This is a genomic window from Actinomadura flavalba DSM 45200, assembly GCF_000374305.1.
Lineage (GTDB): Bacteria > Actinomycetota > Actinomycetes > Streptosporangiales > Streptosporangiaceae > Spirillospora > Spirillospora flavalba.
Window position 1 is genome coordinate 1,106,069 of record NZ_KB894093.1, and the last position, 19,627, is coordinate 1,125,695.

General features: G+C 69.2%; 18 protein-coding genes and 1 pseudogene. 11 read left to right on the plus strand and 8 right to left on the minus strand.

Annotated elements, in window-relative coordinates:
* Nucleotides 1-27: 27 nt before the first annotated feature.
* Nucleotides 28-330, minus strand: coding sequence for a DUF3140 domain-containing protein (locus tag C229_RS29445; RefSeq protein WP_018653978.1), 303 nt, complete (start codon nt 328-330; stop codon nt 28-30).
* 174 nt (nt 331-504) lie between these two features.
* On the opposite strand from C229_RS29445, the gene C229_RS0104980 reads away from it, so the two are divergent.
* Together C229_RS0104980 and C229_RS0104985 are read left to right on the plus strand one after the other, a co-directional pair.
* Nucleotides 505-1,440 (plus strand): YihY/virulence factor BrkB family protein, encoded by a 936-nt coding sequence (locus C229_RS0104980; protein WP_240487080.1) that lies wholly within the window; start codon nt 505-507, stop codon nt 1,438-1,440.
* A gap of 44 nt (nt 1,441-1,484) precedes the next feature.
* A complete protein-coding gene (locus C229_RS0104985; protein ID WP_018653980.1) occupies nt 1,485-2,483 on the plus strand; it encodes a nitronate monooxygenase in 999 nt (332 codons plus the stop codon).
* Here C229_RS0104985 and C229_RS0104990 read toward each other — a convergent pair.
* From C229_RS0104990 to C229_RS0105005, 4 genes are all read right to left on the minus strand, one after another.
* Entirely contained in the window at nt 2,480-3,730 is a 1,251-nt protein-coding gene (locus C229_RS0104990) for a cytochrome P450 (protein ID WP_018653981.1), read from the minus strand. The genes C229_RS0104985 and C229_RS0104990 overlap by 4 nt on opposite strands.
* Nucleotides 3,731-4,005: 275 nt before the next feature.
* Nucleotides 4,006-5,130 carry a zinc-dependent alcohol dehydrogenase family protein gene (locus C229_RS0104995; RefSeq protein WP_018653982.1) on the minus strand — a complete coding sequence of 375 codons (1,125 nt, stop codon included), beginning with the start codon at nt 5,128-5,130 and terminating at the stop codon, nt 4,006-4,008.
* Entirely contained in the window at nt 5,127-5,540 is a 414-nt protein-coding gene (locus C229_RS0105000) for an acyl-CoA thioesterase (RefSeq protein ID WP_018653983.1), read from the minus strand. Before C229_RS0105000 ends, C229_RS0104995 begins: the two co-directional genes overlap by 4 nt.
* Nucleotides 5,541-5,960: 420 nt before the next feature.
* On the minus strand, nt 5,961-6,386 hold the full coding sequence (locus tag C229_RS0105005; protein ID WP_018653984.1) for a ChaB family protein: 426 nt from the start codon (nt 6,384-6,386) through the stop codon (nt 5,961-5,963).
* Nucleotides 6,387-6,616: 230 nt separating this feature from the next.
* Between C229_RS0105005 and C229_RS0105010 the strand changes: the two genes are divergently transcribed.
* On the plus strand, nt 6,617-7,006 hold the full coding sequence (locus C229_RS0105010; protein ID WP_018653985.1) for a DUF2267 domain-containing protein: 390 nt from the start codon (nt 6,617-6,619) through the stop codon (nt 7,004-7,006).
* Nucleotides 7,007-7,092: 86 nt separating this feature from the next.
* Nucleotides 7,093-7,272, plus strand: coding sequence for a hypothetical protein (locus tag C229_RS29450; protein WP_033423922.1), 180 nt, complete (start codon nt 7,093-7,095; stop codon nt 7,270-7,272).
* A gap of 20 nt (nt 7,273-7,292) precedes the next feature.
* Here the strand turns inward: C229_RS29450 and C229_RS0105020 are convergent, their stop codons facing one another.
* Nucleotides 7,293-8,171, minus strand: coding sequence for a helix-turn-helix domain-containing protein (locus tag C229_RS0105020; protein ID WP_026313450.1), 879 nt, complete (start codon nt 8,169-8,171; stop codon nt 7,293-7,295).
* Nucleotides 8,172-8,336: 165 nt separating this feature from the next.
* On the opposite strand from C229_RS0105020, the gene C229_RS0105025 reads away from it, so the two are divergent.
* The 3 genes and pseudogenes from C229_RS0105025 to C229_RS35230 all read left to right on the plus strand — a co-directional run bounded on the left by C229_RS0105025 (nt 8,337) and on the right by C229_RS35230 (nt 10,403).
* Complete coding sequence (locus C229_RS0105025) at nt 8,337-9,257, plus strand: alpha/beta hydrolase (RefSeq protein ID WP_026313451.1); 921 nt, start codon at nt 8,337-8,339, stop codon at nt 9,255-9,257.
* Between the two features lie 254 nt (nt 9,258-9,511).
* Nucleotides 9,512-10,062: pseudogene (locus tag C229_RS35225) on the plus strand (glutaminase); the annotation flags it as partial.
* A gap of 125 nt (nt 10,063-10,187) precedes the next feature.
* Nucleotides 10,188-10,403 carry a hypothetical protein gene (locus C229_RS35230; RefSeq protein WP_051108862.1) on the plus strand — a complete coding sequence of 72 codons (216 nt, stop codon included), beginning with the start codon at nt 10,188-10,190 and terminating at the stop codon, nt 10,401-10,403.
* Between the two features lie 32 nt (nt 10,404-10,435).
* On the opposite strand, the gene C229_RS0105040 is transcribed toward C229_RS35230, so the two are convergent.
* A complete protein-coding gene (locus C229_RS0105040) occupies nt 10,436-11,038 on the minus strand; it encodes a superoxide dismutase (protein ID WP_018653991.1) in 603 nt (200 codons plus the stop codon).
* Nucleotides 11,039-11,190: 152 nt separating this feature from the next.
* Here C229_RS0105040 and C229_RS0105045 point away from each other — a divergent pair, with 152 nt between their 5' ends.
* From C229_RS0105045 to C229_RS0105060, 4 genes are all read left to right on the plus strand, one after another.
* Entirely contained in the window at nt 11,191-12,021 is an 831-nt protein-coding gene (locus C229_RS0105045; RefSeq protein WP_018653992.1) for a patatin-like phospholipase family protein, read from the plus strand.
* A 392-nt stretch (nt 12,022-12,413) separates the two neighbouring features.
* On the plus strand, nt 12,414-13,934 hold the full coding sequence (locus C229_RS0105050; protein ID WP_018653993.1) for a type I restriction-modification system subunit M: 1,521 nt from the start codon (nt 12,414-12,416) through the stop codon (nt 13,932-13,934).
* A complete protein-coding gene (locus C229_RS33400) occupies nt 13,931-15,097 on the plus strand; it encodes a restriction endonuclease subunit S (protein ID WP_081639728.1) in 1,167 nt (388 codons plus the stop codon). Before C229_RS0105050 ends, C229_RS33400 begins: the two co-directional genes overlap by 4 nt.
* Before the next feature lie 45 nt (nt 15,098-15,142).
* Nucleotides 15,143-18,556 carry a DEAD/DEAH box helicase family protein gene (locus C229_RS0105060; RefSeq protein ID WP_026313452.1) on the plus strand — a complete coding sequence of 1,138 codons (3,414 nt, stop codon included), beginning with the start codon at nt 15,143-15,145 and terminating at the stop codon, nt 18,554-18,556.
* A 61-nt stretch (nt 18,557-18,617) separates the two neighbouring features.
* Here the strand turns inward: C229_RS0105060 and C229_RS0105065 are convergent, their stop codons facing one another.
* Nucleotides 18,618-19,613: a ribonucleotide-diphosphate reductase subunit beta gene (locus C229_RS0105065; protein WP_018653996.1), complete on the minus strand. Its 996-nt coding sequence runs from the start codon at nt 19,611-19,613 to the stop codon at nt 18,618-18,620.
* Nucleotides 19,614-19,627 lie beyond the last annotated feature (14 nt).

The following is a 19,627-nucleotide window of genomic DNA, read 5'->3' on the forward strand; positions in this document are numbered from 1 at the left end:
CGTGCCACTACACGCGCGTGCCCGGGATCAGCCGGTGTGCCCGAGCGTCTGGAGCGCCTGGACGTCCGGAGTGTCCGCTTCGCGGAGGTCTTCGATGGCGTCGAGGATCTCGGCCATCGTGCCGGTGTCGTCCGGCGTCAGGTCGGACGGGCGCTTGCGCAGCAGCTCCAGCACGCGTTCGCCGAGCGCCTTGACCGGGACGCCGTCGCCGGTCGTCGCGGGCGACGGGTTCGACCCGAGCACGGCGGCCAGCTCGTCGGCCGTCATCGTCACCAGCCGGTGGAACTCCTCCACGACCAGCGCGACGTCGAGTGCGGGAACGTTATCCACAGGGCACCTCATCGGCTCGGGGGCGGACCGTCCCGGCCCTACCCTGGAGGCGCGCCGGTCATGCCTCCGCATCTCCGCGCGACGACGGGGTAATGGAGACCCAAAAACAGGGCGGGTGGAATGGCCTGGCGGACGAAACCGGTGCAGAGCGAAGCCGCCGACGAGCCCGCGGACGTGCCCCGACCGCGGATCGGGGTGCGCGGCTGGTTCGGCGTCGGGCGGGGCATGGTGCGCGGATTCACCGACGACAACCTGCTCGACCTGGCCGCCGCGCTCACCTACTGGGGCGTGCTGAGCCTGTTCCCGGGGCTGATCCTGGCGGTGTCGCTGGTCGGCCTGGCCGGGCTGTCCGGGCAGCAGACGCTGATCGACAACGTGCGGCAGTTCGCGCCCGGCCCCGCGCGCGACACGCTGATCCAGCTCATCGAGAACCTGGAGGGGACGGCGCCGACGGCCGCGCCGCTCGCCGTGATCAGCATCGCGGTCGCGCTGTGGTCGGCGTCGCGGTACGTCGCGTCGCTGATCCGGTCGCTGAACGCGGTGTGGGGCATCCCGGAGGGGCGCCCGGTGTGGAAGCTGGCGCCGCTGCGGCTCGCGCTGACGCTCGCGATGGTGGTGCTGCTCGGCGTCAGCGCCGTCGCGGTGACGTTCACCGGGCGGTTCGCCGAGCAGGCGGGGCGGTTCCTCGGGCTCACCGACGCGTTCGTCGCCGGGTGGAACGTGCTGAAATGGCCGGTGCTGCTGCTGATCGTCATCGTCGCGATCGCGACGCTGTACTGGGCGGCGCCGAACGTCCGGCAGCGCGGCTGGCGGTGGATCACGCCGGGCGTCGTCTTCGCCGTCGTGAGCTGGATCGTCGCGTCGATCGGCTTCGCCGTCTACGTCGCGTCCTTCGGCGCGTTCAACCGCACCTACGGCGCCCTGGCGACGGTCGTCGTCTTCCTGGTCTGGCTGTGGGTCTCCAACCTCGCGATCCTGCTCGGCGCCGAGTTCGACGCCGAACTCGCCACCGCCCGCCGCAAGGCCCTCGGCAGGACGACCGGCACCGACATCCCGATCGTCCCCCGCGACACCTCCCGCCTCGACGACGCGCAGATCCCCGACCGCTGAGATGCGAGAGCATTCCGATCATCGTGAGCGAGGAGGGTCGCGGCATGGAGTGGCTTCCGGTGAGGCCGGTGGTGCAGGCGCCGATGGCGGGCGGGGGGTCAACGCCCGCGCTGGTGGCCGCCGTCGCCGACGCGGGCGGGCTCGGGTTCCTCGCCGCCGGGTACGTGACGGCGGCGCGGATGCGGTCCGACGTCGAGGCGACGCGGGCGCTCACCGACCGGCCGTTCGGCGTGAACGTGTTCCTGCCCGCGCCGCCGCCCGCCGACGCGGACGCCGTCGCGGGCTACCGGGAGCGGCTGCGGCCCGTCGCGGCGCGGCTGGGCGCCGAGCCGGGCGTGCCGCGCGGGCGCGACGACGACTGGGCCGCCAAGCTCGACGAACTGCTCGCCGACCCCCCGGCCGTCGTCAGTTTCACGTTCGGCCGTCCCGCACCGGAGGTCGTCGCGGCGCTCCGGGCGGCGGGCGCGGCCGTCGTGATCACGGTGACGTCGGCGGCCGAGGCCCGCCGGTGCCCCGACGCCGACGCGCTGTGCGTGCAGGGCGTCGAGGCGGGCGGCCACCAGGGCACCTTCACCGACCGCGGCCTCACCGGGAAACCGCTGCGCAAACTGCTCAAGGAGGTCAGAGCCGGCACCGATCAGCCGCTGCTCGCGGCAGGCGGAATCGGCACCGACCGCGACGTCGCGGACGTTCTCGCCCTCGGCGCCCAGGCCGCCCAGATCGGCACGGGCTTCCTGCGGTGCGCCGAATCGGGCGCGGGCGCCGTCCACAAGGCCGCCCTCGCCGACCCCCGCTTCACCGCGACCGCGCTCACCCGCGCGTTCAGCGGACGTCCCGCCCGCGCGCTCGTCAACCGCTTCGTCACCGAGCACACCGAGGCCGCGCCCGCCGCGTACCCCGACGTCCATTTCGTCACGTCGCCGCTGCGCCGCGCCGCCGCCGCCCAGGGCGACCCGCACGACCTCAACCTCTGGGCGGGCACCGCCTGGCGGCACGCCACCACCGCGCCCGCCGCCGAGATCGTCGCCGCGCTGACCCCCTAGGACCGCAGCGTGTAGCGGATCGGCAGCCGCTTCAGGCCGCCGACGAACGTCGTCGCCGTGCCCACCGGGGTACCGGCCAGCTCGATCGTGTCCAGCCGGGGCAGCAGCTCCTCGAAGAACGCGCGGACCTCGATGCGGGCCAGCGCCGCGCCCAGGCAGTAGTGGACGCCGAAGCCGAACGCCAGGTGCTTGTTCGGGTCGCGGGCGGCGTCGAAGCGGAACGGGTCGGTGAACACGTCCTCGTCCCGGTTCGCCGACGGGTACGACAGCAGCAGCGCGTCCCCCGCCTTGATCGGGACGCCGCGCAGCTCGCAGTCCTCGGTCGCCGTCCGCATGAACTCCTTGACCGGCGTGACCCAGCGGATCATCTCGTCCACCGCGAGCGGCAGCAGGGACGGGTCGGCGCGCAGCCGGTCCAGCTCGGCGGGGTTCTCCACGAGCGCCTGGAGGCCGCCGGAGATCGTCGAGCTGGTGGTGTCGTGCCCGGCCGTCGCGATGATCACGTAGTAGGACGCGGTGTCGAAGTCGTTGAGCGGCGCCCCGTCCACGGTCGCGTTGGCGATGGCCGACGCGAGGTCGTCGGTCGGCTTCGCGCGGCGCGCCGCCGTCAGCTCCTGGAAGTAGGCGAAGAACTCCAGCAGCACCTCGAACCGTTCCTCGCTGGACGCGCCGCGCTGCATCTCGGTGTCGTCGCCGCCGAACAGCTCCTGCGTGAGCTTCAGCATCCGGTCGAAGTCGGACTCGGGCAGCCCCAGCAGCGACAGGATCACGTACAGCGGGAACCGCACCGACACCTGCTGGACGAAGTCGCATTCCCCGCCCAACTCGGCCATCCGGTCGACGTAGCGGCGCGCGAGTTCCCGCACGCGCGGCTCCAGCGCCCGCATCGCGCGCGGCCGGAACCAGTCCGCGCCGATCGCGCGGATGACGCGGTGGTCCGGGTCGTCCATGTGGATGAGCGTGCGCAGCGCGGTGCCCTGCTCGACGCGCGCGCGGTTCATGTCGTCGATCTCCGCGAGGGCCAGCAGCGGGCGCGGCGCGTTGCGGAACCGGGTGTGGTCCCGCTCGATCTCCATGATGTCGGCGTGCCTGGTGACCGCCCAGAACGGGTGGTAGCCGGGCGTCTCGACCCAGTGCACGGGCGCCTCGCGGCGCAGCAGCGTCAGTGCCCGGTGCAGCCCGGCGTCGTCGGCGTACGCGGCGGGGTCCGCGAGCATGCGGCCCGCCTCCGGCACGGTGAGGCTCACGATCGGCTCCTTCGGCGTCGGGCGGGGTCGGCCCGAACCTAGAAGCGCGCTTTCCTCCGGGTCAACCCGTGCCGGTCGGGTCCACCGCGCCGTCGCGGGCGGAATGTCCGTCCGGTCGGCCCCGCCGCGCGGACGGCGACCGGCCCGCTGCCTCCGGGAACGCGGCGCCGCCGTCCGCGCCGGTGCCCCGCGAGCGGGGGCGCGCGGCGCCGCCGGCCGGGCGATCCGTTTCCATCCGCCCGGTGACAGCGGGCTTGCCGCGCGGTCAGGCCGCTTCAGAAGGTGATGACCTGGCGGACGGCCTCTCCGCTGTGCAGACGGTCGAAGCCCGCGTTCACCTCGTCCAGCGTGAGGCGGTGCGAGAGCAGCGCGTCCACCGGCAGGTTGCCCGCGCGGTACATCGCGATGAAGCGCGGCACGTCGCGGCGCGGCACGCACGAGCCGAGGTAGCTGCCGCGCAGCGTGCGTTCCTCGGCGACGAGGCTCAGCGCCGGGAGCGTGAGCGGCGCGGACGGATCGGGCAGCCCGACCGTGACCGTCGTGCCGCCCGCGCGCGTCGCCGCGTACGCCTGCTCCAGCACCGGCGCGACGCCGGTGGTGTCGATGACCTTCTCGGCGCCGCCGCCGGTCAGCTCGCGCAGCTCCGCGACCGCGTCCGGGCCGCCCGCGACCGTGTGCGTGGCGCCGAGGCGCGCGGCCAGCTCGCGCTTGCCCGCGACGACGTCCACCGCGACCAGCGTGGACGCGCCCGCCGCCTTGGCGGCCAGCAGCGCGGCCAGGCCGACGCCGCCGAGCCCGAACACCGCGACGCTGTCGCCCGGCACGACGGCCGCGCTGTAGAGGGCGGCGCCCGCGCCGGTGAGCACCGCGCAGCCGAACAGCGCGGCGATCTCCGGCGGCAGGTCCGCGTCGACCTTCACCGCCGACCGCGCCGACACGACCGTGTACTCCGCGAACGCCGACACGCCGAGGTGGTGGTTCGGGCGGGTTCCGTCCGGCGCGACGAACCGGCGCCCGCCGCCGAGCAGCGTCCCCGCGCCGTTCGCGCGCGCGCCCGGCCCGCACAGCGCGGGCCGTCCACCGACGCACCGCTCGCAGTGCCCGCACGCCGGGACGAACGCCAGCACGACGGCGTCGCCCGGCGCGAACTCGGTGCCCTCGCCCGTCTCCACGACCGTCCCGGCGGCCTCGTGGCCGAGCGCCATCGGCAGCGGGCGCTGCCGCGAACCGTTGATCACCGACAGGTCGGAGTGGCACAGCCCGGCGGCGCCGACCCTCACCAGCAGCTCACCCGGACCGGGCGGGTCGAGGCGCAGGCCGGAGACCTCCAGCGGCCTGGACTCGGCGTAGGGGGCGGGGCGTCCGGACTCGACCAGGACGGCCGCGCGCGTCTCCGTCACGCGATCACCAGCTTCTCCATCTCGGTGCGGACCTTCCCGCCGATCTCCACCGGCCGCCGGGTGTCGCGGCCCACGAACACGTGCACGAAATGTCCCTCGGCGACCACCGTGTCGTCCGGGCGCAGCATCCCGATCTCCCACCGGACGCTGGACCGGCCGAGCTTCCCGACCCGCAGCCCGACGCGGATCACGTCCGGGAACGCCACCTCCGCCTTGTACACGCAGTGCGACTCGACGCACATCGCGATCGCGTCACCGCTCGTCGGGTCGAACCCCGCCGTCCGGATCATCCACTCGTTGATCACGGTGTCCATCAGCGAGTAGTGGACGACGTTGTTCACGTGCCCGTAGACGTCGTTGTCCTTCCACCGCGTGGGGACGGACTCCCAGTACAGGTAATCGCCGGTCATGGGGAGCACCTTAGTTTCGCGTGCCCGTCCCCCGGCGCCCAGCCCCGGCCCGGACGGCCGTGTGCTTCCATGACCGGCCATGAGAGACCACAACCCGTACCGGTTGCCGGGGCGCGACGAGCCGCCCGCCGCGCGCCGGTCGCGCACGGTTCCGGTCCTCGCCGCGTTCGTCGTCGGCCTCCCGGCGCTCGTGTTCGGCGGGCTGGCGCTCAGCGTGTGGCGGCACGATCCGCGAGCTGAGCCATCGGCAGCTCGCGTTCCCGCCGGGCGGCTCCGCCGCCTACGGCGCCTCGGACGCCGCGAACGTCTACGTCGTCATCACGTCCGGGCGCGGGCGCGGCACCGTACGCGGTGTCTCCCTGCTGCACGCCGGTGTGCGCAGCGCCGCGACCTGGCTGGACCAGACGAACACGTGACCGGTCAGCGGCGGGCCTCGGCCGTTTTGCGGTCGTTCGCCTTTTCGATGGCGTCGGCGAGCTGCGCCTTGGTCATCGAGGAGCGGCCGCCGATGCCGAGGCGCTTGGCGAGGTCGTAGAGGTGTTTCTTGGACGCGTTGGCGTCCACGCCGCCCCGGGACCGGCGGTCGGTGTTCACGCCGCCCTCGGACTGCTCGTCGGACGGGCCCTTGGCGCCGTCCGGCTTCGGCTCCCAGTGGTCGCCGACCTTCTCGTGGGTGTGCTTGAGCGCGCCGTAGGCGACGCGGTTGGCGCGTTCCTCGTCGCCGTACTCGTCCATGGCCGAGTCGTGCGCCTTGGCGTACGTGCGCTGCGCCTTGGCGTCCGACCGCTTGAGCGTGGCGGGCAGTTCACTCTTCTTGACCTTGCCCTTGCTCGTGGTCTTCGGCATCGCGTCCTCCCCTGGAGTGGGCCTCTGCTCTGGCGTTACCCGGCTCGCGGGGATCTACCCGGCGCGGGTGTACGGGCAGGTCACGCGGGGCATGGGGCGTTTGGGGGGATAACGATGGAATATGAAGCCGACCGGGCCATGCCCGCCGGAAACCGTCTCGCCGCCGAGGTCGCGCGCCGCACCGTCCGGGCCTGACCCGCACCGCGTTCCACGAGAGCAGGGGGACTTTCATGGCATACGGAGAATTCATCGCGACGGTCCGCGAACTCGGTGACTACGACGACCGCGAGGAGGCCGAACGCGTCACCGTCGCGGTCCTGCGGGTGGTGCGCTCGCGCATGACCCCGGAGGGCGTCGACCACCTCGCCGCCCAGCTCCCCGAGCCGCTGGACGCGCTCCTGCGCGGCAACGAGGGCCCGGTGGAGTCGTACGGCGTGGAGGAGTTCGTCCGCCGCGTCGCCGAGGAGACCGGCGGCCACGAGATCACGGGAGAACTGGACGCCAGCGCCGTCCTGACGACGGTCGCCGGGACGATCACGGGCGGCGAGCTGAACCACGTCCTGAGCCAGCTCCCGTCCGGCTTCGCCCCGCTCTTCGGCAAACCGGATCTGAGCGACTGATGGCCCTCGACACGCCCGACCTGGCGTCGATCACCGCCGAGCGGGTAGAAGCGGCCCCACCGCCCGACGCGAGGCAAGGAGACCGCATGTCCGACACCCACTCCTTCGACGACGCACAGGACCGCGCTCGCACGGCCCTCCTTCGCGCCATCACCCGCCAGGCCGAGGAGATGGCCAACGACAACGGCTCGCGCGACGCCGCGTCCGTCGCCAGCCTCGCCCACGCCTACGCCCTGGTCGTGAGCGCCCATCCCGACGCGGACTGAACCGGCGCCACCGGCGCGCGTCAGCTCCGCGTCGCCGCGCCGGTGGCGGCCCACGCCGTCAGGAGCCGGAGCCGCTCCGCCGTCGGCGAGGCCGGTTCGGCCGTGTAGGCCGACAGGACGATCCCGGGCACCGAATCGAGTGTGAGCTGCTCGAACCCGAGGTCGAGTTCCCCGACGGCGGGATGGTGATAGGTCTTGCCTCCCGCGCTGTGCGTGCCGACGTCGTGCGCCGCCCAGCGCGTGCGGAAGTCCTCGCTGCGGGTGGACAGCTCCCCGACGAGCCCGCTGAGCCGCCGGTCGTGCGGCGTCGCCGCCGCCTGGGCGCGCAGCAGGCGCACGCACACGGCGGCGGCGCCACCGGGGTCCGCGTAGAACTCCTGCGCCGCCGGGTCGAGGAACACGAACGCGGCCAGGTTCGGCGACGACGCCGCGGACCGGCGCGTCGGGCTGTCGTAGACGACCGAGAACAGCGCCCGGCCCAGCGCGTTCGACGCCAGCACGTCGAGGCTCCGGTTGTGGGCGATCACCGGGCCGCCCATGCTGTCGATGAGCAACCGGACGCGCTGCGGCACCCGCGTCGCCGGACGCGTCCCGCTCCGGGCGCGCGCCGGACGGCGCGCGGCGCGGGCGAGATCGTAGAGGTAACGGTGCTCGTCGTCGGTCAGTTGCAGCGCCCGGGAGACGGCGTCGAGGACCTCGTCGGAGACACCGGTGAGGTCGCCCTTCTCGATCCTGGTGTAGTAGTCGGCCGAGACGCCGGAGAGCAGCGCGACCTCCTCCCGGCGCAGGCCCGGCACCCGCCGGACGGTGCCGTACACGGGCAGCCCGGCCATCTCCGGCGTGATCTTCGCGCGGCGGGTCGACAGGAAGTTCCGCACGTTCGCGTCCTTCGGAGCCATGGTCCCAGCCTAGGTCGGCGCGGCGCGGCCAAGCAGGTTCTGCCAGACCCCCGGCACGACCCGACCTGGTGACCCTCGTTCCGATCGCGTTGACTCGAAGACGCAAGGTAAGGGAACGATCACCGGTGGCGACGACCGGTGCCGCTGATCCGAGAAGAGGAGACCATGAGCACGAACATCGAGATCCAGACCCGCAACGGCTACGGCACGGTCCTCGCCGCCGTGCTCAACCTGCCGCCGTCGTTCGACGAGACCACGACCTATCCGGCGATCGTCGTCTCGCATCCCGGCGGCGGCGTGAAGGAGCAGACCGCGGGTCTGTACGCCCGCGCGCTCGCCGAGGCCGGGTTCGTCACCATCGCCTACGACGCGTCCTTCCAGGGCGCGAGCACCGGCAGCCCGCGCCAGCTGGAGAATCCCCACATCCGCACCGAGGACGTCAGCGCGGTCGTCGACCACCTGACGACGCTGCCCTACGTCGACGACGAGCGCATCGGCGCGATGGGCATCTGCGCGGGCGCCGGGTACACCGTCAACGCCGCGATCGGCGACCCGCGCATCAAGGCCGTCGGCACCGTCAGCATGGTCAACATCGGCCAGATGTTCCGCAACGGCTGGGACGGCTCGGTCAAGGACGCCGAGGCCGCCCCGGTGCTCGGTCGGGCCGCCGCCGCGCGCACCGCCGACGCGGCCGGGCGGGGCGACGGCGACCCGTTCCCGCTCGCCCCGATGAACCGGGAGGACGCGCCCAACCCCGAGCTGGAGGAGGCGTGGGAGTACTACCACACCCCGCGCTGCGAGCACCCGAACGCTCCGGGCTGGATGACCACGCGCAGCCTCAGCCAGATCATCCCCTACGACGCCTTCCACAAGGCCGAGGCGTTCCTCACCCAGCCGCTGCTGCTGATCGTGGGCGCCGAGGCCGGGTCACGGTGGATGAGCGACGACCTGTACGAGCGCGCCGCGAGCACCGACAAGACGCGCCACGTCGTCCAGGACGCGAACCACATGTCCCTGTACGACGGCGAGCGGGAGACGACCGAGGCGCTGTCGCGGCTCGCCCCGTTCTTCGCGGCCAAGCTCTGACCGACTCCGTCCCGGCCCGCGCGAGGGGGGCGGGCCGGGACGGTACCGCGCGCCCGCGTCCGCGGCGCGATGAGAACACGAGACAGGGGGCCTTTCCATCGTCGACGCGTCGTTCCGCCGCAAGTACGCCGACAGCGAGTACGCGGTGACCATGTCCACCGAACCCGTCCGCCGCAACACCCTGGAGGTCGTTCCCGAGGACTGACGGCACGGCGGCCGAGGAGACCCCATGCGCAATCCCGTCCAGCACTACCTTGAGGGCCTGGTGGCCGAGCCAGTCGATCTCCAAACCGTTCACCTACGCGCTCGCCCTGCACGACCGGGGCGCCGCGACCGTCGCCCGCAAGATCGACGTAGAGCCGTCCGGCGACGCGTTCAACGAGATCAGCCTCGACGCGGCCACCGGCAGGCCCCGCAACCTGCTGATCAACGCGGGGGCGATCACCGCCGCCTCGCTCGTCGCCGGGGACGGCACCGACCACCGCTTCGCCCGCGTGCGCGAGTGGTTCGGCCGCTTCGCCGGACGCGAACTCGACGTCGACGAGGACGTGTTCCGCTCCGAGGTCGGCACCGCCCACCGGTACCGCGCCATCGCCCACCTGCTGCGGGAGTTCGGCATCCTGGACGGTGACCCGGAGGAGGCGCTCGAACGGTCCTCGGCGTGATGGCCACCTGCGGCATGTACGACGCGGCGGGCGACTGGCTCTCGTCCGTCGGGACGCCCGCCAAGAGCGGCGTGAGCGGCGCCATCATCGGCGTCCTGCCCGGTCAGGTCGGTGTCGCGGTGTTCTCGCCGCGGCTGGACGCCCACGGCAAAAGCGCGCGGGGCGTCGCGGCGTTCGAGCGCATGTCCGCCGAGATGGAGGCTGCCGCGTCTGCGAGCTGCACGGCGACCTGCTGTTCGCCGGGGTGGAGTCGCTGGTCCGCCGCGTGGTCACGGACGCTCCCGAACTGTCCGTCTTCGACTTCACCCGGGTGGGGGAGATCGCGGCGGTCGGCTGGGAGACGCTCGTCGCGCTGCGCGACCAGCTCCGCGCGGCCGGGGCGGAACACGTCACCGTCGACCCGGGCGGGACCATGGTCGACCCGGACGCCGCCGGCGGACAGGGGTACGGCGCCCGCCCGGCCGCAAGGGAAAGGTTCTGAGCACGATCCCGGCCGGGCGGACGCCGTACGTTCTAGGAGGCGCGGGCCGCGTCGAAGCGGGCCTGCACGTCGGTCCAGTTGACGAGCGACCAGAGCTTCTCGACGTAGTCGGGGCGCACGTTCCGGTACTGGAGGTAGTAGGCGTGCTCCCAGGCGTCGAAGACCAGCAGCGGCGTCGTGTTCATGCCGACGTTGCCGTGGTGGTCGTAGACCTGCTCGACCACCAGGCGCTTGCCGAGGGGTTCCCAGGCGAGGATGCCCCAGCCGGAGCCCTGGACGGTCGCCGTCGCGCTGGTGAGCTGCTTCTGGAACGCCTCGAACGAGCCGAGGTGCTCGGTGATGGCGTCGGCCAGGTCGCCGTCGGGGCGGTCGCCGCCGTCGGGTGACAGGTTGTCCCAGAAGATCGAGTGCAGGACGTGGCCGGACAGGTTGAAGGCGTAGGTCTTCTCCAGGCCGACGAGACCGCCGAACTCCTGCTTGTCGCGCGCGTCCGCCAGCTTCTCCAGCGTGTCGTTCGCGCCCTTGACGTAGGCCGCGTGGTGCTTGGAGTGGTGCAGCTCCAGGATCTCGCCGGTGATCGCGGGTTCCAGGGCGCCGTAGTCATAGGGCAGGTCGGGCAGCGTGTAGGTCGACATAGCCTCCACTATTGCAAAGAACTTGCAGGTGCGTCCATCAGGCGAAAGTCCTAGGTCGCGTGTCGGGACGTGACGCACCTGGCAGCGCGCTACCCGCGACCCGTCTAGTTAGATGGGAAGTGTCCGGGTTTCGAGCGCTGAGGAGACACGCAATGGGTCGCGCACTGGTGCTGGGCGGCGGCGGAGTCGCCGGAATCGCCTGGGAGGCCGGGATCGTCGCCGGGCTCCGCGAGGCCGGAACGGACCTCGGCGCCGCCGACCTGTTCGTCGGGACGTCGGCGGGTTCCGTCGTCGGGACGCTCCTCGCCCACGGCGCCGACATCGACGCCACCATCGAGGAGATCGCCGACATCGACCGGCAGCCGCCGGACGCGTCCGTCGACCCGGGCCTGATGATGAAGGCGTTCGAGATCCTCTTCGACACCCGCAAGGACCCCAAGCAGGCGCGCCGCGAGGTCGGCGCCCTCGCCCTGAGCGCCGGCACCGACGCGATGGCGCCCCGCCTCGCCCAGATCGCGGACCGGCTGCCCGACCCGGCCTGGCCGGACCGTCCGCTGCTCGTCACGGCCGTGGACACCGCCGACGGCGCCTTCAAGGTCTGGGACCGGGACGGCGCCGCGTCCCTGGCGGACGCGGTCATGTCGAGCTGCACGGTGCCGTGCGTCTTCCCGCCCGTCGAGATCGACGGGCGCCGCTACATGGACGGCGGCACCCGCTCGGCCACCAACGCCGACCTGGCCAAGTACCACGACCGCGTCGTCATCCTGGAGCCGATGGCCTACCTCACCCCCCGCGAGGTCCTCGACCGCGAGGTGAACGTCCTCGGCGACGCCAGGGTCACGGTCATCGGCCCCGACCAGGCCGCCATCGACCTGTTCGGCTTCGACTTCCTCAACCCGACCCTCTGGCGCACCGCCTTCCAGGCGGGCCTGACCCAGGCCAAGACCCACGCCGAGGAAGCCGCCACCACCTGGAACGCCTGACGGCGAGGCGCGGCGTCAGCGCGGCCGACGCCCTCCCCGGAACCGAGCCAGCAACGACTGAAGCTTGGCCCGGTTACGCGGATCACGCGCATACCCCTGCGCCCGCGTCCGAGCCTGCCGCCCCTGCGGACTGGCCAAGAATCGGCGAATACGGTCAGTGATCGAAGCCACGAGAGCAACCCCCTGCGAACGGACGAACGAACCGGCGGGACAGTGGGTACCCACCGTCCCGCCGATTGAACGACCGACACCCCCCGCAAGGTTGCACCCCCCAGGTGACGCAACCCTTACCTCGGCTCCCACGCCCCGAAACGATCCGACCCGGTGACCTGCGATCACCTCTGCGCGACAACGCCTCTCTTCTGTCGCCTCCCTGCACTAGGCTCCGGAACGTGATTACGGGCGAGCTGCGCAGCAAGATCGACAGGTTGTGGGACGCGTTCTGGTCCGGCGGGATCGCCAACCCGCTGGAGGTGATCGAACAGATCACGTACCTGATGTTCCTGCGCCGCCTGGACGCCAGCCAGACCAGCAGGGAGCACAAGGCACGGCGTCTCGGCAAGGACATCGAGAATCCGATTTACACGGACGACACGGACGCCCTTCGATGGTCCCGCTTCACCCAGATCGAGCGGCCGGAGACGATGTACGAGCTCGTCTCGAACGGCGTCTTCCCCTGGCTGCGCAGGCTCGGCGGCGACGAGTCCACGTACTCCCACCACATGAAGGACGCCCGGCTCACCATCCCCACGGCGAACCTGCTCACGAAGGCCGTGGACATCCTGAACGACCTCCCACTCGACCAGGGAGACGTCAAGGGCGACCTCTACGAGTACATGCTCAGCAAGATCGCCACGTCGGGACAGAACGGCCAGTTCCGCACGCCCCGCCACATCATCCAGCTCATGGTCGAGATGATGAATCCGGGCCCCGGCGACGAGATCTGCGACCCGGCCTGCGGCACCGCCGGCTTCCTGGTGGCCGCCGCCGAATACGTCCAGCGCGAACACTCGGAAGCCCTGTTGGAGCGCAAGCAGCAGCTCCACTTCCAGAAGAAGATGTTCCACGGCTTCGACTTCGACTCCACGATGCTGCGCATCGCCAGCATGAACATGCTCCTGCACGAGGTCGAAGAACCCGACATCCGCTATCGGGACTCCCTCGCCCAGAACGTCGCCGACGAGGCCGAACGCTACTCGCTGATCCTCGCCAACCCGCCTTTCGCCGGCAGCCTCGACTACGAGACCACCGCCGACGACCTCCTCGGCGTCGTCAAGACCAAGAAGACCGAACTCCTCTTCCTGGCCCTCTTCCTCCGCCTCCTGAAGCCGGGCGGCCGAGCCGCCGTCATCGTCCCCGACGGCGTGCTCTTCGGCTCCACCAAGGCCCATGTCGGCCTGCGCAAGACCCTGGTCGAAAACCACAAACTCGACGCCATCGTCAAACTCCCCTCCGGCGTCTTCAAGCCCTACGCCGGGGTCTCCACCGCCATCATCTTCTTTACCAAGACCAATGCTGGCGGCACCGACCACGTCTGGTTCTACGACGTCACCGCCGACGGCTACAGCCTGGACGACAAGCGCGTCCCGCTCCTGCCCGGAGACAAGGCTGGTCCCCGTCCCGACGCGGAGCTCGATGAGACAGAGCACGCCAAGAACAATCTCCCCGATGTCCTGACCCGCTGGGCACTACGCGACGGCTCCGAACGCGAACACCCTCGGACCGCCCAGAGCTTCGTCGTCCCCAAGGCCGACATCGCCGCACAGGGATATGACCTAAACCTGAACCGTTACAAGGAGATCGTGCACGAGGACGTCGCACACCGCACACCTTCCGACATCATCGCAGAGCTTGAATCCCTGGAGTCGAAAATTCGGACTGGACTCTCGGAGCTAAAGGCTGCCCTCGGATGACCGACACCTATCGCCTCGATCAAGTCGCGCACCTGAACCCGCGCCCTGCCACTCGCCCGACTCCAGGAACGAGGATTTCATTCCTGGCTATGGCCGATGTGGGAAGCGATGGGTCTACCAAACCGGGCAGCGAGCGCAACTTCGATGAAGTGGCAAAAGGTTTCACACACTTTCGGCGTGACGACATTCTAGTGGCGAAGATCACGCCTTGCTTCGAGAATGGAAAGATCGCCCAAGCTCGAACTGAGCATGAGTTGGCAGCGGGATCGACGGAGTTTCATGTGGTGAGGGCCGATCCAGGAGTCCTTCACGGCCGCTACCTGCATCACTACCTTCGCCAGCCGTTCATCCGCAAAGAGGGTGAGCGACGAATGACCGGTAGTGGCGGTCAACGTCGACTTCCACATTCGTACCTCTCCAACCTGCGTATGTACGTCCCTTCCTTCAGAGAGCAACGACGAATTGCAGAAATGCTGGACAAGGTTGATTCGCTGCGAGTGAAACGACAGCAAGCTATCACTCTCCTCGACGACCTCGCGCGATCCACCTTCTTCGACATGTTCGGCGATCCTGCGAGTAATTCCAGAGATCTAGCAAAAGTTCGACTCCGCGATCTCGCCTTCCTCGCTACGGGAAGCACACCCAGCCGAAAACTGGACGATAACTATGGTGGCGAAATACCCTGGGTAAAGACCGGCGAGGTCAGGGGCGGAGTAATCAGCTCCACTGAAGAGTCTCTGAGTGAAACAGGCGCTCAAAATGCACGCTGCAAGATCCATCCAAAGGGTTCGATCGTGATCGCGCTTTACGGACAAGGGAGAACCAGGGGGCAAGCTGGCGTACTCGGCATGCCAGCTGCGACGAATCAGGCGTGCGCGGTGGTATATCCGAATGATCGATACGACACATCCTTTATTTTTCAGCAGCTTAAAATCTCCTACGAACAGCTTCGCGCAATGGCCAGAGGTGGCAATCAGGCAAACCTGAACATGAAGCTAATCGGCGATTTCGATGTTATGTGTCCAGACATCAACTCTCAGCGCCTTTTTGCTAAGAAACTGGATGAGATAAACGACTTGAAGAGTCATCATCTACGGCAGGTCGAGCAGCTCGATGAGCTCTTCGCATCCCTGCAGTCGAAAGCGTTCCGCGGCGAGTTGTGAGAGACTTGCGGCATCTGTCCGTGTTCGGGGGATGGGGCGGTTGTCGTGAGCAACTTCGAGTTTCTCAAGGCGGAGTGGCCGGAGCTGTACGGCGAGGCGTTTAGGGCTGAGCGGTTGGCGGTGGCCGATCCGCGGACGTCGTGCTTCTACGCGCGACGCACGATCGAGTTGGCACTGAACTGGTTGTACAAGGCCGACGAGTCGCTGCGGGAGCCGTACCGGCGCGGCCTCGATGCGGCGATCAACGAACCGACGCTCGTCAATCTCGTCGGACCGGCGCTGCGGACGAAGATGGACCTGATCCGCCGTCAGGGCAACTCTGCCGTGCATTCGACCGCGCACGTGCACAGCAAGGACGCCACGCGTACCGCCGCCGAGTTGTTCCACGTCCTGTACTGGCTGGCCCGCAACTACGCGCAGCATGAGGTCGACATTCCGCCAGCCGGGCTGGCGTTCGACGTGTCCCGCATCCCGGTGCCCGAGCCCTCGTCGGTCCGGCAGCGAAAGCGGGAGGAGCTCAAGAAGCAGGCTGAGCGTTACGCCCAGCAGCAAGAAGACCTCGCCAAGGAGCGGCGGCGCAGCCAGGGGCTCAGCGAGGAAGTGCAGCGGCTGCGGGAGCAGATCAAGGCGGCGAAGGCCGCGAACTCCCGGCGTCCCGATACCCACGACTACGACGAGGCCACGACCCGGGCCAACATCATCGACCTGCTGCTGCGGGAAGCCGGATGGACGCTCGACAAGGCCGAGGACCGGGAGTACCCGGTGACCGGGCTGGCGTCGACTAAGTCCGGCCGGGGCAAGGTCGACTACGTCCTGTGGGACGACGACGGCCGGCCGCTGGGGTTGGTCGAGGCCAAGGCAACCACGCATTCGCCGCTCGAAGGGCAGGAGCAGGCCCGCCGGTACGCCGAGGCGCTGGAACGCGAGTTCGGGCAGCGGCCGGTCATCTTCTACACCAACGGCTACGACACGTGGATCTGGGATGACGGCAACAAGTACCCGCCCCGCCCGATCCAGGGCTTCTACACCAAAGACGAACTGCGGTCGCTCATTATGCGGCGCGCGTCCCGGCAGGCGCTCAACAGTGCTCCGATCAACGAGGAGATCGTCGAGCGCTATTACCAGACCCGTGCGATCCGCCGGGTCGGTGAGCGCTTCGGCCGGGACAACCAGCGTCAGGCCCTCCTGGTCATGGCGACGGGCTCGGGCAAGACGCGTACCGCGATCGCGCTGGTCGACCTGTTGCAGAAAGCGGGCTGGGTCAAGCGGGTGCTGTTCCTGGCCGACCGCAAGGAACTGGTGTCCCAGGCGTTCAACGCCTTCAAGGAGCACCTCGGCGGTACCCCGGCCGTGAATCTCTTGCTGGAGAAGGACGACAGCGCGCGGGTGTTCGTCTCGACGTACCCGACGATGCTCAACCTGATCAACAGTCTGTCCGACAGCGGCGAGCGGCGGTTCGGGCCGGGCTACTTCGACCTGGTGATCGTGGATGAGGCGCACCGGTCGATCTTCAACAAGTACCGCGCGATCTTCGATCATTTCGACGCGCTGCTGGTCGGCCTGACCGCGACGCCCAAGAACGAGGTCGACCGCAACACCTACCGGATCTTCAACCTCGAAGAGGGGAACCCGACCGACGCCTACGACCTGGAGCAGGCCAAGGCCGACGGCTATCTCGTCGGCCCGTTCACCATCAACGTGCCGCTGAAGTTCCCGCAGCGCGGTGTCCGCTACGACGAACTGTCGGAAGAGGAAAAGGAGCGCTGGGACGAACTCGAGTGGGACGCGGACGACGGCGCGCCCACCGAGATCACCGCCGGCGAGGTCAACCGGTTCCTCTTCAACGAGGACACCATCGACAAGATGCTTCAGACGGTCATGCAGTACGGCTATCGCGTCGAGGGCGGTGACCGGCTCGGCAAGACGATCGTGTTCGCGCGCAACCAACGGCACGCGGAGTTCATCGTCGAGCGGTTCAACCTGCTCTACCCCGAGTACGGCGGCGAGCTCGCACGCGTAATCAGCCACAAGACCCGGGGTGCGGAACTGCTCATCGACGAGTTCCGCCGCGCCGACTCCGGCCTGCGCATGGCCGTTTCCGTGGACATGCTCGACACCGGGATCGACGTTCCCGAGGTCGTCAACCTGGTGTTGGCCAAGGCCGTCCGGTCCAAGACGAAGTTCTGGCAGATGATCGGACGGGGGACACGGCTGTGCCCGGACCTGTTCGGGCCCGGTCAGGACAAGCAGCAGTTCGTCGTCTTCGACCTGGCTCGCAACGTGGAGTACTTCAACGCGGACGTTCCGGAGGGCCAGGGGAACGTGCAGAAGTCGCTGGCCGAGCGGTTGTTCGCCCAGCGCACCACGTTGCTGCACGCGCTGGATCAGACGCCGTCGGCTGCCGCGGCCGACGTCGCTCTTCGCGACGATGTCGCCGTCCGGCTGCGGGCCGAGGTCGCCGGGATGAACCGGGACAGCGTCGAGGTGCGGCGGCATCTGCGCGAGGTCGACACCTACCTCGATCCCGAGTCCTGGAAGCAGATCACCGCCGAAAAGCGTGATGAGCTGACGGAGAAGCTGGCCGGTCTGCCCTCGTCCTACAAGGACGAGGAGAACGGCGAGGAGGCCAAGCGGTTCGACCTGCTGGCATTGCGCCTGCAACTCGGGCGGCTTGAAGGCGATCCCGGTTACGCCGCGCTGATGCTTCAGGTGCAGCGGATCGCCGAGGATTTGCTCGACCCGACCACGCTCCGCAACCCGGCGGTCCGGCAGAACGCCGAGTTCATCACCGACGTGGCGGGGGACGAATGGTGGCAGGACGTCACCCTGCCCATGCTGGAGACCATGCGCCGCACGATGCGCGGCCTCGTCCGGCTACTGCCCAAGCGGCACCGCGCGATCATCTACAGCGATTTCCAGGACGAGCTCGGCGAGCTCACGCACGCCGAGCTCAGGGGCTTGGAGGTCGGCACCGACCGCACCAAGTTCGAACGCAAGGTCCGCACCTACCTCCGCAGCCACAGCGACAACCTCGTCGTGCAGAAGCTGGTGCGCGGCAAGCAGATCACGAGCGCCGACCTGGAGGAACTCACGTCCGTGTTCCTCGACCTGGGCTTCGGCACCGAAACCGACATCGACCGCGTCGCCGAAGACCACAAGGGTTTCGGGCTGTTCCTGCGCTCCCTCACCGGCCTGAGCCGCGAGACCGCCGTCCGCGCCTTCGCCGACTTCCAGCGGGGCCGCAACCTCACCCCGGCCGAGTACCACTTCCTCGATCTCATCATCGACTCCCTCACCACCAACGGCCACCTGGACGTCGGCGACCTCTACGAACCCCCCTTCAAACGCCTCGGCGACCCCGACACCGTCTTCCGCGACACCACCGACGTCGACACCATCGCCGACATCCTGAACCTCATGCGAGCGACCGCCGTTCCGACAGACGCGGAAGCAGGCTGAGCGCAACCAAAAGCGGGCCCGCGGCGCATTGTCGCGCCGCGGTTCCGTGGGCTTCGGTGGGTCAGAAGGCTTCGTCGAAGGCTACGTTGCCTTCTACTCCGATTTGGTAGGCGGAGACTCGGCGTTCGAAGAAGTTGGAGAGTTCCTGGACGTCTTGTAGTTCCATGAAGGCGAAGGGGTTCGCTGTTCCGTAGCGGGCGGGGAAGCCCAGGCGGACCAGGCGTTGGTCGGCCACGTACTCCAGGTACTGGCGCATGTCCTCTGCGCTCAGGCCGGGGAGGCCGGGGCCGCAGAGGTCGTGGGCGAATTCCAGTTCGGCTTCTACCGCTTCTTCCATCATTTGGACTACCTGGGTGGTCAGGTTCCCGTCGAAGAGTTCTGGTTCTTCGGCTCTCACCGTGTCCACTACCGAGAAGGCGAACTCCATGTGCATGGACTCGTCGCGGAAGACCCAGTTGGTTCCGGAGGCCAGGCCGTTCAGGAGGCCGCGGGAGCGGAGCCAGTAGACGTAGGCGAAGGCGCCGTAGAAGAAGAGGCCCTCGATGCAGGCCGCGAAGCAGATGAGGTTGAGGAGGAAGGCGCGGCGGTCGGCTGCGGTGGTGAGTTCGTTCAGGTCGTCGATGGAGCCGATCCAGCGGAAGCAGAATTCGGCCTTCTGCTTGATGGACGGGATGTGCTCGATCGCCGCGAACGCCTTGGCTCGCTCGCCGGCGTCCGGGAGATAGGTGTCCAGGAGCGTCAGATAGAACTGGACGTGGACGGCCTCCTCGAAGAGCTGGCGGGACAGGTACAGCCTCGCCTCGGGGGCGTTCACGTGCTTGTACAGGTTGAGCACGAGGTTGTTCGCGACGATCGAGTCGCCCGTCGCGAAGAAGGCCACCAGGCGGTTCACGAGGTGGACTTCCGCCGGGGTCAGTTTGGCCAGGTCCGACAGGTCGGAGGCCAGGTCTACCTCCTCGACCGTCCACGTGTTGCGGATGGCGGCGCGGTAGCGCTCGTAGAAGTCCGGGTAGCGCATGGGACGCAGGGTGAGGTCCATGCCGGGGTCCAGCAGCATTGCGAGTCCTTTAG

Excerpts from the sequence above, each read along its gene's own strand:
- C229_RS0104985 (WP_018653980.1), top strand. The coding sequence starts at position 1,485 with ATGGAGTGGCTTCCGGTGAGGCCGGTGGTGCAGGCGCCGATGGCGGGC.
- C229_RS0105000 (WP_018653983.1), bottom strand. The coding sequence starts at position 5,540 with ATGACCGGCGATTACCTGTACTGGGAGTCCGTCCCCACGCGGTGGAAG.
- C229_RS0105005 (WP_018653984.1), bottom strand. The coding sequence starts at position 6,386 with ATGCCGAAGACCACGAGCAAGGGCAAGGTCAAGAAGAGTGAACTGCCC.
- C229_RS0105010 (WP_018653985.1), top strand. The coding sequence starts at position 6,617 with ATGGCATACGGAGAATTCATCGCGACGGTCCGCGAACTCGGTGACTAC.
- C229_RS29450 (WP_033423922.1), top strand. The coding sequence starts at position 7,093 with ATGTCCGACACCCACTCCTTCGACGACGCACAGGACCGCGCTCGCACG.
- C229_RS0105020 (WP_026313450.1), bottom strand. The coding sequence starts at position 8,171 with ATGGCTCCGAAGGACGCGAACGTGCGGAACTTCCTGTCGACCCGCCGC.
- C229_RS0105025 (WP_026313451.1), top strand. The coding sequence starts at position 8,337 with ATGAGCACGAACATCGAGATCCAGACCCGCAACGGCTACGGCACGGTC.
- C229_RS0105040 (WP_018653991.1), bottom strand. The coding sequence starts at position 11,038 with ATGTCGACCTACACGCTGCCCGACCTGCCCTATGACTACGGCGCCCTG.
- C229_RS0105045 (WP_018653992.1), top strand. The coding sequence starts at position 11,191 with ATGGGTCGCGCACTGGTGCTGGGCGGCGGCGGAGTCGCCGGAATCGCC.
- C229_RS33400 (WP_081639728.1), top strand. The coding sequence starts at position 13,931 with ATGACCGACACCTATCGCCTCGATCAAGTCGCGCACCTGAACCCGCGC.
- C229_RS0105065 (WP_018653996.1), bottom strand. The coding sequence starts at position 19,613 with ATGCTGCTGGACCCCGGCATGGACCTCACCCTGCGTCCCATGCGCTAC.